Origin of the sequence: Vibrio sp. TBV020 (assembly GCF_046056895.1) — a bacterium.
Lineage (GTDB): Bacteria > Pseudomonadota > Gammaproteobacteria > Enterobacterales > Vibrionaceae > Vibrio.
This window is the reverse complement of record NZ_JBEEAQ010000003.1, coordinates 1730847-1743629: the sequence shown is the minus strand read 5'-3', so window position 1 is coordinate 1743629 and position 12783 is coordinate 1730847. Positions and strand designations below refer to the sequence as shown.

Sequence of the window (12783 nt, the reverse complement as noted above, 5' to 3'; positions counted from 1 at the left end):
TCCTACCTATTGAGCTAAAAAGTCTTGTGCAAAACGTTGTAATACGCCACCAGCGTTATACACATTGACCTCGTCTGCGGTATCCAAGCGGCAAGTCACTGCTACATCAAACCTCTCGCCATTCGCTCGGGTTACAACTAGTGCGAGATCTGCCCCTGGCGTGATATCACCCAGAACGTCATAAACTTCACTACCATCTAGCTTTAACGTTTTTCGAGTTGTCCCCGCTTTAAACTGCAATGGCAACACACCCATTCCGACTAAATTGGTACGATGAATACGTTCAAAGCCCTCTGCAACAATCGCTTCTACACCAGCTAAACGTACCCCTTTAGCCGCCCAATCACGCGAAGAGCCTTGCCCATAGTCAGCACCGGCTACAATGATCAGCGGTTGTTTTCGGCCCATATAGGTTTCGATAGCTTCCCACATGCGCGTGACTTTGCCTTCCGGCTCGATCCTTGCCAAAGAACCCTGAACAACCTCTCCATTCTCCATTACCATTTCATTGAACAGCTTAGGATTAGCAAACGTTGCTCGCTGAGCCGTTAAATGGTCTCCTCGGTGCGTAGCGTAAGAGTTGAAATCTTCTTCAGGCACATCCATTGATGCAAGGTACTCGCCCGCAGCGCTGCTAGCCAAAATCGCATTCGATGGTGAAAGGTGGTCAGTAGTAATGTTGTCACCCAGTACTGCCAATGGACGCATCCCCGACAAGCTACGCTCTCCGGCAAGAGCGCCTTCCCAATATGGTGGACGACGAATATAGGTACTACGTGGACGCCAGTCATACAGCGGGTTGTTCGATCGCTGAGCATCATCAAGTTTAAACATCTGAATATAAACTTGGTTAAACTGTTCTGGTTTAACGTGTTTTCCGACGACAGAATCAATCTCTTCGTCGGTAGGCCAAAGATCATTAAGATAAACGGGCTTACCATCATAATCTGTGCCCAGTGAGTCTCGCTCAATATCGAAGCGCATGGTACCCGCTAGCGCATAAGCAACCACTAAAGGTGGTGACGCTAAAAATGCTTGTTTGGCATACGGGTGAATTCGACCATCAAAGTTACGGTTACCAGATAGAACCGCAGTGGTATACACATCTCTTTCGATAATTTCTTGTTGGATTTCAGGGTCCAATGCACCACTCATCCCATTACAAGTTGTACATGCATAAGCGACAATACCAAAGCCAAGCTTTTCAAGTTCAGGTAACAAGCCAGCATCTTCCAGATAGAGCTTGGCTACTTTCGAACCAGGTGCGAATGATGACTTCACCCAAGGTTTTCGTACCAATCCGAGCTCATTCGCTTTCTTAGCGACTAAGCCTGCTGCAACAACATTTCGCGGGTTACTCGTATTGGTGCATGATGTAATTGCTGCAATGATCACTGCACCATCAGGTAACTGTTCAGATTCTGAAAGCGTTTGTTCATTACTTGCAATTCCACGCTCTACAAGCTCAGAAGTAGGTAAACGTCGGTGAGGATTAGAAGGTCCTGCCATGTTTCGAGTGACACTAGACAAATCAAACTCAAGCAGGCGTTCATATTCTGCTGTTTCAAGAGAGTCAGCCCACAAACCAGTCTGTTTTGCGTATTGCTCAACAAGCGCCACTTGGCTCTCTTCACGTCCAGTTAAACGAAGATAATTAATGGTCTGCTCATCAATGTAGAACATTCCTGCGGTTGCGCCATATTCTGGAGTCATATTGGAGATCGTCGCTCGGTCGCCAATGGTGAGGTCTTTTGCTCCTTCACCAAAAAACTCCAAATAAGAGGAGACAACGCGTTCGTTGCGCAAGAATTCTGTGATGGCTAAAACAATATCCGTTGCAGTGATACCCGGCTGTCGTTTTCCTGTTAGTTTCACCCCAACAATATCAGGTAATCGCATCATAGACGGGCGACCTAGCATGACAGTTTCCGCTTCTAGCCCTCCAACCCCTATAGCAATAACACCTAGCGCATCAACGTGTGGGGTATGGCTGTCTGTTCCGACGCACGTGTCAGGATAAGCAATCCCCTGCTTCGCTTGTACCACAGGAGACATTTTCTCTAGATTGATCTGGTGCATGATGCCGTTGCCAGCAGGTATCACACTTACATTCTCAAATGCCGTTTTACACCACTCAATAAAATGAAATCTATCTTCATTGCGGCGCTCTTCGATAGCACGGTTCTTCTCAAACGCATCAGGCTCAAATCCAGCATGCTCCACCGCTAATGAGTGATCAACGATCAACTGAGTCTCAACCACAGGGTTCACTTTGGCAGGATCTCCCCCTTGCTCAGCGATTGCATCCCTTAGGCCAGCCAAATCAACTAATGCAGTTTGACCAAGGATGTCATGGCAAACTACACGGGCGGGATACCAAGGAAAATCAAGATCTCTCTTGCGATAAATGAGCTGTTCTAAACTATCATTCAGCTGACTAGGTTCGCAGCGTCTGACGAGCTGTTCTGCTAATACACGTGACGTATATGGGAGTTTCTCATACGCACCAGACAATAGTGCGTTTACAGCTTCTCGGGCGTCAAAATATTCAAGATGAGTTCCGGGAAGCGGCTTTCGGTATAAAGTATTATTGCTCATATTTGCTTCCATTTAGGTAACAGGTTTTATCGCCTTCCCACATTGAAAGGCGACGATTGTTTGATTACCTAGCCGCTTAGCGGTTTTCTATTGATACCCAATCCTGATGGTCAGGTCCGGTATAATCAGCACTCGGACGTATAATGCGATTGTTCGCACGTTGCTCAAATACGTGAGCTGCCCAACCTGTTAATCGACTCATCACGAAGATTGGAGTAAACAACTTGGTTGGTATATCCATAAAGTGATAAGCGGAAGCGTGGAAGAAATCCGCATTACAAAATAGGCCTTTTTCACGCTTCATTACCGCTTCAACACGCTCTGATACCGCATATAAGTGAGTATCTCCAACTGCTTGAGAAAGCTCTTTTGACCAGCGTTTTATTAATGCATTCCTTGGGTCACTTTCACGATAGATTGCATGCCCGAAGCCCATGATTTTGTCTTTATTGGCTAGCATCTTCATGATATTCACTTCAGCTTCATCCGGTGTTTGCCAGTCTTGAATCATATCCATCGCTGCTTCATTTGCACCACCATGTAATGGCCCACGCAGAGTACCGATCGCTGCAGTAATACAAGAGTGAATATCTGATAGTGTCGACGCACAAACTCGAGCGGCAAAAGTAGATGCATTGAATTCATGCTCTGCATATAAGATGAGAGAGCAATGCATAACTTGCTTATGAATCTCTGTTGGTTCTTTATCCGTCAACATTTTGAGGAAATACCCACCAATGCAGGTTTGAGAGTGCTCTTCGGTGTCAATTCGAACACCGTCATGACTAAATCGATACCAGTAACAGATGATGGCAGGAAACAGTGCAAGCATACGTTCTGTCGTATCAAGCTGCTGTTCGAAGCTCATTTCCTGTTCAAGGTTGCCCAAGATAGAGCAGCCAGTGCGCATGACATCCATCGGATGTGCGTCAGCAGGAATCAGTTCTAACGCTTGCTTTAGCTCTGCAGGTAATCCACGCAAACGAATCAGACGCGTCTTATACTCATCTAACTCTTTTTGGTTTGGTAAGTGACCGCGTAACAGTAAATGCGCGACTTCTTCAAATTGAGCGTTATTGGCTAGGTCAGTGATATCGTAACCACGATACGTCAAACCTGTCCCCGTTTTCCCGACAGTGCACAAAGCCGTGCTACCAGCGCTTTGGCCACGTAGACCTGCGCCGCCCAACTCTTCATTCTTTTTAGATGATAGAGGCATTTTTGAACTCCTTTTCTGTTTGATAGTGCTCTCTAAACGGAGCGTTTTTCATCAAACAATTTCACGTTATTGGTTTATTTCCGAGACTCTTTTCTTGGGCTTCCGTTTGTTCTATTTTCCTTCTGAGAACAGCTGGTCAAGCTTGTCTTCATATTCATGATATTTCAGGTGGGCATAGAGCTCTTTTCGCGTTTGCATCGACTCTGTTAACGCTTCTTGATTCCCTACTTCCAGTAAATGTTTATAAACCGTTTCAGCGGCTTTGTTCATCGCACGGAATGCACTTAAAGGATAGAGCACCATATCCACTTTAGATTTGGCCAATTCTTCACAACCGTAGAGCGGTGTTTGACCAAACTCAGTAATATTGGCCAAGATAGGAACGTGCTTTCCTGTCGCCTGCTTCAATGCGTCTGAGAACTGTATATATTGCTCTAGCTCGTTCATTGCTTCTGGAAAGATCATATCTGCCCCTGCTTCCACACAAGCAATAGCTCGATCGATTGCACTGTCGATACCTTCAACAGCCAGAGCATCTGTTCGTGCCATAACAACGAAGCTCTCATCATTACGTGCATCCACCGCAGCTTTGACGCGATCAACCATTTCTTGTTGGCTAACAATCGCCTTGTTCGGTCGGTGACCACAGCGCTTCTGAGCCACTTGGTCTTCCATATGCACAGCGCCTGCTCCCGCTTTTTCCATCGCTTTTATCGTTCGAGCGATATTGAAAGCGCCGCCAAAGCCGGTATCAATATCAACAAGCAACGGTAAGTCACAGGCATTGGTAATACGCTCTACATCGACGAGAACATCGTTGAGCGTTGTCATACCTAAATCTGGCAACCCGTACGAAGCATTAGCAATACCACCACCAGACAAGTAGATAGCTTGGTGGCCTAAATTTTTTGCCATCATGGCGCAATAAGGGTTAATCGTACCCACTATTTGCAACGGGTCATTTTGTTCAACAGCGAGCCTAAATTTGGCCCCTTGAGATAAACTCATGTTATTGTCCTCTAGTCCCTAAGGATTTGTTGTTCAATCAGGGTTCGACTACCCGAGATATGACGTCTCATTAGCATTTCAGCTAACTCTTCATCTCTGTTTCGAATAGCCTGCAAAATGTATTTGTGCTCATCTAAGGCTTCTATAGGGCGTGATTGAGCACGCGGAGATTGATAGCGATACATGCGTAGCAAGTGATATAACTCATCACATAACAATGAAATCAGCTTGCTGTTGCGGCTCGCCAAAATAATTCGGTAGTGGAAATCAAAATCACCATGTTGGTGGAAATAGGAAGCACCCTCCACTTCATCAATGTGATGTGAATGTGTCGACAACAATGCTTCCAAGCCCACGAGTTCCTCTTCAGTGATATGTCGAGCTGCCAATCTAGCAGCCATTCCTTCCAAGGCTTCACGAACAGAGTAAAGTTCAATGAGTTTCTCGGGAGAAAACGTAATCACCCTTGCACCAACATGCGGAATACGTTCAATAAGGCCAAGCCCTTCGATTCTCATTATCGCTTCACGCAATGGCCCCCGACTAACCTGATACTGCTTGGCCAATTCAGGCTCAGAGATTTTACTACCGGGTGCAATTTCGCCACTGACAATCGCCTCTACCAAAGACTCCGTTAGGCTTTCAGATTTGGTATTCTCTTTGTCAGGAGCCCCATCTTTTTGTCGAGTTTTAAGTTCTACATTCATAATCAATACACTCGTGCTTACACCACTGGACTGTCTACAATTCACTCTCTTACATCTAAAATAGACTATAATATTGTCGACAATCAACCATATTGTCGACAATTTAGACTAAGGTATTAGCCATCAATGTTTCTATCCATGTAAGCCACAGAAGACTGATTGTGACCCAAAGCGACATTATGAATAATTCTACTGTCACTATGACCCACGTTGAGATTAGTATCGATGAATCAGAACTTAATACTCTAACGACAAAACCTTTATGCTTGTGCTTAAAGCCAAAACACTATTACTTACCGCGGTCACATCTTCCTTTCTAACAGGGTGCTCTTTTTTCTCTGCACCTGAACGTGAGCCCTACTACCCATTATTAAGGGATGCAACCTATTCGAATGAAGAGATTGCAGTCATAGAATCAGATAATGTTTTGAAGTCAGCGATAAAGCAGAATCACGTTGTCGCTGTTGCACATACTCAAGAGGTGGAGACTACATTTGATAAAGTATTTGCTGAGGCAGAATGGAGTGAAGGGGTCTCTCTTGATGATTTAAAGGGCGAGCAATTTCATGATGGGCTTGAGCTTCTGATTAAACAGTTTTCCTGTGAGCTCTACGCAAGTAAACAACCGAATGACTCAATTCAACTTTGCCCACAAAGCAATAAGATTGTCGACAATGCGCTTGGTTATCTTCCATTTGAGGATGGCTTGAGGGTGACACAACGCTTGTCTACAACACAAACGAATAAAGACGATACCCTTCAAATAGAATTGTTTTTGAAAAGTACTCATGAGCGTCCGCTAGAATCACTTTGGGGTGCAGTACACGAGCTAGGATCATTTAAAGGTAGCACTCTATCACCAGATAAATTAGTCCTCACAGTGAACCTTTCTGCGTACAAAAAAGAGAGTGCAGCGCACACATGGCGCGCTTTATACCGTGAGCCACTGATTTTCTTTGTCGCCATTCCACCCGTTGACGCAATTGCAAATCAACCCAATGAAGTGGCAAGCATGAATTACAGTTACAACAAGGCGAAGCTAATTGTCGCTGACAGCCGATAGATTGCACCTCTATAAGGAAACAAAAAAGGAACTCTCACTGAGTTCCTTTTTTGTATTCCAGAGTTGCGTTAAAGCGTATATTTATATTTTGCCATGCTCGGATCCATCATCCCAGCATTGATAAGATTACGCTCTATCATCATCTCTTGAAGCTGTTTTAACGAATTGATGTTGCCATAGCCTTTACGGATTTGATCAAATGCTTCTTCTAGTTTTGGCAAGTTTTCTGCTGTCATTTGTTCTGTTGCCGCTTCGCTCGATGCAAGGAACCATTCAACGTCTTTGGTGATCTCTTGAATGTGTACCAAGGTCTCGCGGAGTTTATCTTGGTAATGGTTCACTTCTTGTATCGCTGAGAAATACGCTGCCCATGCCTGCATACGTTCTAAAGTCGCGTCTTCGCTAGAATCCATGCTAACAATGGTTTGTGAAAGTTTGCTTCTAGACGAGTTGATTGCTTCTTTTAACTTGAACAATCGCAAGCTAAGCTCATCAGCCTTTTTCGGTAGCAATTTGATTTCGTACTTAACCAGTTTTCGAATCGCATGCATTTTTTGATCACGTTTTTGGGCAGAGTTCACAAACACTTGATGGTCTACTTTTCCTACAGGATTCACCTTCAACTGTTTACGAGCTTCTTCAATCTTTTTTGAAAGCAAAGACTTAACGCCTTTCTTCGAACCTTCTTCCCAAGCTTTTCTCGATGCCGCTTTCAAGGCTGCACCACCAGCAGCCTCTAATAAAGCTGCACCTTCCTTACTACCGGGGAAAGGAATCATGCCTATACCCGTTTTGACCCCTTTTTGAACCACGTCCATCGCAACCATTTTTTTGTCACGTTTTACCCAGTTCTTAGCAGATTGGTACTTATTCCCGAATTTTCGAGCCCAACTTTTATGATATGACGCACTTTCCTTCTCGACGTGACTTAAAAATTGTTTTGCCATGTTCTTAGCATCTGAGCTAGCCATCGCACTCTCCTTATAATTATCCAATTTATAGATAATAGTGAATTTGATTTATTTAATAATCAATACCTGCTACTTTTTAATGAATCATTAACAAACATCACAAATCATTGTTTAGAATACGTTTACTCAAATCAGCAGTCAGTTTTTAAGGAAGTGCTATGGCTGAGAACTTTTCTGCAACCTCTGGCCCTATGTCGGCAAAGGATTACAAGGGTCAGGATCACGCTATAAGCCAATTCTCTGTAACCCAAACTTTATCAGAACCTTTTGCTGTCAGTGCAACCTTAATATCAAATAGCTTTGATATTCAAAGTCAGCTAGGTCAATTACTTACTATTAACCGCTATTCCAATGTTGCTGGTAGCTCAACTCTATCTCGTTCATATAACGGGATTATCACTGGCATTAAGAGCCTGGGCATGGACGGTAACCTCCAGTTCGCTATCTATGAAGTGACTCTCAAACCATGGCTGGAGCTTCTAAAGCACACCCATGCGTTTCGCGTCTATCAGAACCAATCAACGAAAGATATTATCAGTGATATTTTTGACAACGCTGGTTTCAAGGGCTGCTACAAGATTGCCAAGATGCCAACAACGAAACGCGAGTACTGCCTTCAATACAACGAGTCGGACTATGACTTTGTCACTCGCTTACTAGCAGAAGAAGGGGTTTCATACTACTTCACACATTCCGAGAAAGAACACACACTTGTCCTTCAAGATGCTCAGTCTCCTTTTGACAAAGCAAGTGATGCTAAGTTTGATATGGTAGAGACGCCCTCTGGTTCACTTCCCCTAATCGAGACTTGGTCACCTGCCCTTGCATTCCATGGTGCCAGTATTGAGCTCACGGCTTACGACTACAGTCAGTCAAAGCTAGTCTCAAGCAAAGCTCAAAAGAGCAGCCATACCATTGCAAACAATACGAAACTCACCAATTTGAATTATCCTCCACATGGGGTTTCGGGGGATAAAACCGACCTCGCGAGCAATCTCGCTAAAAGACGAATTGGCTACTTAGAACAAGATTATGAGAAGGTCATTGCCACGGCAAAACACGACCTGTTCGAGGTCGCGACTTGGTTTTCATTATCAAGTCATCTGGATAAATCCCAGCTGGCGGATTACTCCGTTATATCAGTGATGACAGAGTACACGGAAGATGTAGTCTGCCACAGCCAAGTCACCGCGATTCCAAAATCGACAGCTTATTACCCAACACCAGTAGAAAAAAGTCGCGTTCATGGACTTCAAAGTGCGACAGTCGCAGGGTCTAGCGCTGGAGAAATTAATCAAGACGACCAAGGGCGTGTCTACATTCAATTTCACTGGGATACTGAAGCAAGTGGAGATAAAACTAGCTGCTACGTTCGTGTTGCACAGATGCTAGCTGGCAACGGTTATGGCACCCAGTTTGTACCTAGAACTGGACAAGAGGTCTTAGTCTCTTTCATTGATGGTGACCCTGACCAACCTATTATCACTGGTAGCGTTTATAACAGTAAAAACGCACCGCCCTATAAAGAAGCTAATACAACGAAAAGTGGCATCAAAACCAAATTAAGTGGTCAGTCAAACGAGTTGTATTTTGATGATAAGAAAGATAACGAACTTGTTTATCTTCATGCCGCTAAAGATCTTACGAAAGAGATTGAGAACAATCACACCGAAACGATCAAAGGTGAATTGGCCCAGAAAGTCACCAAAAAAATGACGATTTCGACAGAAGATAACTATAGCTTGTCAGTAACCAAAGCTCTGTCGGAGAAAGCGAAGTCCATTACGATAGAAGCTGACGATTCAATTGACCTGAAGGTCGGCTCTAGCAAGATCTCTATCTCGTCCTCTTCGATCTCTATTGAAGCCAGCAATATCGATATTAAAGCAAGCAGCGCGCTGAACCTTCAAGGAACTAACGTTACAAGTAAAGCGACCTCCGCCAACAAAGTCAGTGGAACAACAACCGCACTAGAAGCAACAAGCTCAAATTCAATTAAAGGACTAAGTGTTGCCATTAAGGCCGATACCACTCTCACTGCGGAAGGTTCTCTCAGTGCTGAATTCAAGTCTGGCCTAAAAGCGACATTTAATGGTGGCGTAATGGGCGAAGTTAAAGGCGCGATTGTCAAGGTAAACTAATGACGTACAAAAAAATCCCATATCAAACTTGCGGGCAGATTTTGCCGAGATTTACAGCGTCCGATGAAGCGAGCGAGTTATTGAATCCTGAATTGACTATCGAAGAGTCAATACAAGTATTACAAGCTGAAAAGCTCAACAACGACCTCATTCAGTTCCTTGCTCATGCGCTCCCTGTACGAGAAGCCATTTGGTGGGGGAGCTTATGTCTATTACAACGAAAAGACGTCTGGAGCACGACTCAACTGCAGTGTATTCAAACCGCACAACAATGGGTTCATTCGCCAAGTGAAGAACTCAGACGCAAAGCTGAACTGCTCTCAAATCGTTTGGACCTCAATTGCGGTCCCTCTTGGTTAGCACAAGCGGTATTTTGGAACGGCTCTGGAAGCATCGTCTCACCTGACTTACCAGCGGTACTTCCTGACCCTTTTCTTTACGCAAAAGCCGTAGCTGGGGCAATTAACCACTCAGCTGCGTTACCAACTTGGAATAACTCAGATGACTACTATACTAATTCAATGACTTACGTTATCGATATCGCATGCGGTGGAAATGGAGGAGCAACATGACCTTAGCAGCAAGATTGACGGACATGCATGTATGTCCGATGCAGACACCTGCTGTACCACCAATTCCACATGTAGGCGGACCAATTTCAGGGCCAGGTGTGCCAACCGTATTGGTTGGCAATATGCCAGCGGCAACAATGGGAGATATGTGTGTCTGTGTTGGTCCACCAGACTCGATAATTAAAGGCAGTGCAACGGTGCTAATTATGAACAAACCCGCAGCAAGAATGGGGGATACAACTGCACACGGTGGCACAATAGTTCTAGGAATGCCCACTGTTTTAATAGGTGGATAAAACCATTTTGCAAACAAGGATTTAATAAAATATGAGCGTGATCGGTCCAATTTTCTAGATGCATGTCACTTTTTTGGGTAAATAATAAATTTGGGCGAGCCTTTTCAGAAAATAGCCCTAGACTATCCATTATTGGTCTAACTTAATTTTGATTAATTAAACAACCACTTGCATTAACCAAGACGTTACATTTTAACAACGGAAGTCGTATGGTAGATATTGAAAGTTTATTAGCGCCTATTTCTGACGATGAGCCAACAGGCACATATCTGAAGTTAGATCGATCAGCATACCGTTCCCTTCGTAACAGCTACAACACCGCTCAATCTTCATTTCGTCAACTGATTGAAACTCCTGATGCTTCTAGCGATGAGGCATTGCTTGACGCGAACAGCTCTAATTGGGCTCAGCTAAGACAAGACACACTTGATGCACTAACAAAGTCGACCAAAGACATTGAGCTTTTAGGTTGGTACATCTCAAGTCAACTATTTACCGCGAAACCTTATTCAGCGTTAGCAGCCTCAACTAAAGTGCTAACAGGATTCATCGAAAGCTACTGGTCTACGCTTCACCCTACACTGCCAGAGAACAAAATCAAAAGCAGCGATGATGATGGTAAAGCTAAAGAACTTGCTGAATTTAGAGTTAAGCCGCTGCTTCAGTTAGTCGGTGAGAGTAACGATTCAACCGCACTATTCATGCCGCTACAGCTTATTGGCTTGATTGAAGAAATTACGTTTGGTGATTACCTAAGAGCAGAACGTTCTGGTGAGCTAGCTTCGCTCAAAGAAACGGCTCAAAGCCTATTCTCAGCCGATGTAGAAGAGACGGTGATGCTTCTCTCTGAGACCTACCAAAACTTCTCAGAGGCAGAGGCTTTAATAGCAAAAGAATGTCAGTCAATCGGCATCACACCTATTAGCTTCCGTTTTGTAAAGTCGAACATCGCTGACTCTATCAACGCTATTCGTTTTTTGACTGAAGATAAGTTCTCGGTTTGGCCACTAGATGACAAGTTCCAACCTCGACAAGAGGAAACAGTAAATGAACCTGTGGTGGCTAACGAGATACAACGTGAAGTAACACAAGAGCTTGCAGTTGCACCTACGACAGGCAATCCAAGTGAAGCGTTAACAGAGGCTAATCAGCCAACTAACGTGGCAAATACTGCGCCCCAAGCCGTCAATCAAGCCTCTCAAACAAACACACCTGTATTCAATGGTACCAACAATTTAGCATCGCGTGATCAGGCCTTCCAGGAACTACGTAGAATCGCGGAGTACTTTAAAGCCACTGAACCACACAGCCCTATTTCCTTCTTGCTAGAGCGAGCGATTCGTTGGGGCTATATGAGCCTGCCGGAATTACTACAGGAGATGACTGGCGGGAATAGTAATGTGATGGAACATATTAACCAATTAACCGGTATGGATAACTTAGACAAAGTTGACCTTGCCGGTAGAGGAGACGTCGTGTCTCCTATTCAGAACGTGAGCGTACCTGCTGTTAAACCAGTGGAAACGACTCAGTCGGCACCTTCTTCTGTTTCCCTTCCTTCAGAAGAAAGTACACCTACCCAACCTACAGAAACTGAAAAAAGCTCCACCGAGTCGTCCGGTAACCTCAACGACTTTGAGTGGTAAATAATGCTAGATAGCAAAGGAGAATAAAATGGCTTCTATTTTCATGAGAATCGACGGCACAAAACCTAAAGGTGCAGCTACAGTAGAGAAAATTGGTGGTAAAGATGGCTTCTTCGCTATCGACACTATCACTTGGAATGCTGTACGTGGCGTTGGTATCGACGTTGGTAACGCTAACAATGCAGACCAAGGCATGGTTGCACTAGGTGAAGTAAACGTTACTCGTGGTTGTGACGGTGCTACCCCACACCTAACTACGTTCCTATATGCACCAGGCGGCGAAGGTAAGACAGTTGAAATCGTAATGACTAAACCAAACCGTGAAGGTTCTGGTGCTGATCCTTACCTAATTCTAACCCTTAAAGCGGCTCGTATGTCGAGCTACAACATGGCAGCTTCTGACGGTACATTGCCAAATGAATCATTCAGCCTAACTTACACTGAAATTTCGAAGGCTTACTACATTGAAGGTGAAGGCGGCAAGATTGAGAAAGGTCCTGAAGTGGGCTTCGACGCTACTGCAGCGAAAGTAACGTCTACCGCATCATAATTGAATAAGGAG

Annotated in this window: 11 protein-coding genes; 6 read left to right on the top strand and 5 right to left on the bottom strand. The window is 44.4% G+C overall.

Annotated features, from left to right (window positions below):
* Positions 1-6 precede the first annotated feature (6 nt).
* The 4 genes from acnD to AAFX28_RS16155 form a co-directional block, all read right to left on the bottom strand.
* Complete coding sequence (acnD, locus tag AAFX28_RS16170; RefSeq protein ID WP_408689162.1) at positions 7-2598, bottom strand: Fe/S-dependent 2-methylisocitrate dehydratase AcnD; 2592 nt, start codon at positions 2596-2598, stop codon at positions 7-9.
* A gap of 76 nt (positions 2599-2674) precedes the next feature.
* On the bottom strand, positions 2675-3817 hold the full coding sequence (prpC, locus tag AAFX28_RS16165; RefSeq protein ID WP_408689160.1) for a 2-methylcitrate synthase: 1143 nt from the start codon (positions 3815-3817) through the stop codon (positions 2675-2677).
* Between the two features lie 111 nt (positions 3818-3928).
* Entirely contained in the window at positions 3929-4825 is an 897-nt protein-coding gene (gene prpB, locus AAFX28_RS16160) for a methylisocitrate lyase (protein WP_408689158.1), read from the bottom strand.
* Positions 4826-4836: 11 nt separating this feature from the next.
* Entirely contained in the window at positions 4837-5532 is a 696-nt protein-coding gene (locus AAFX28_RS16155) for a GntR family transcriptional regulator (RefSeq protein WP_408689157.1), read from the bottom strand.
* A 262-nt stretch (positions 5533-5794) separates the two neighbouring features.
* On the opposite strand from AAFX28_RS16155, the gene AAFX28_RS16150 reads away from it, so the two are divergent.
* Positions 5795-6595: a hypothetical protein gene (locus AAFX28_RS16150; RefSeq protein ID WP_408689156.1), complete on the top strand. Its 801-nt coding sequence runs from the start codon at positions 5795-5797 to the stop codon at positions 6593-6595.
* Between the two features lie 68 nt (positions 6596-6663).
* On the opposite strand, the gene AAFX28_RS16145 is transcribed toward AAFX28_RS16150, so the two are convergent.
* A complete protein-coding gene (locus AAFX28_RS16145; RefSeq protein WP_408689155.1) occupies positions 6664-7566 on the bottom strand; it encodes a hypothetical protein in 903 nt (300 codons plus the stop codon).
* Between the two features lie 158 nt (positions 7567-7724).
* Here AAFX28_RS16145 and AAFX28_RS16140 point away from each other — a divergent pair, with 158 nt between their 5' ends.
* The 5 genes from AAFX28_RS16140 (at position 7725) to AAFX28_RS16120 (ending at position 12771) form a co-directional block, all read left to right on the top strand.
* Entirely contained in the window at positions 7725-9707 is a 1983-nt protein-coding gene (locus tag AAFX28_RS16140; protein WP_408689154.1) for a type VI secretion system Vgr family protein, read from the top strand.
* Entirely contained in the window at positions 9707-10279 is a 573-nt protein-coding gene (locus AAFX28_RS16135) for a DUF6931 family protein (protein ID WP_408689153.1), read from the top strand. The genes AAFX28_RS16140 and AAFX28_RS16135 overlap by 1 nt, the downstream gene beginning before the upstream one ends.
* Positions 10276-10575: a PAAR domain-containing protein gene (locus tag AAFX28_RS16130; RefSeq protein WP_408689151.1), complete on the top strand. Its 300-nt coding sequence runs from the start codon at positions 10276-10278 to the stop codon at positions 10573-10575. The genes AAFX28_RS16135 and AAFX28_RS16130 overlap by 4 nt, the downstream gene beginning before the upstream one ends.
* Before the next feature lie 209 nt (positions 10576-10784).
* Entirely contained in the window at positions 10785-12221 is a 1437-nt protein-coding gene (locus AAFX28_RS16125; RefSeq protein ID WP_408689150.1) for an ImpA family type VI secretion system protein, read from the top strand.
* Between the two features lie 28 nt (positions 12222-12249).
* Positions 12250-12771 carry a type VI secretion system tube protein Hcp gene (locus AAFX28_RS16120; protein WP_408689148.1) on the top strand — a complete coding sequence of 174 codons (522 nt, stop codon included), beginning with the start codon at positions 12250-12252 and terminating at the stop codon, positions 12769-12771.
* Positions 12772-12783: the final 12 nt, after the last annotated feature.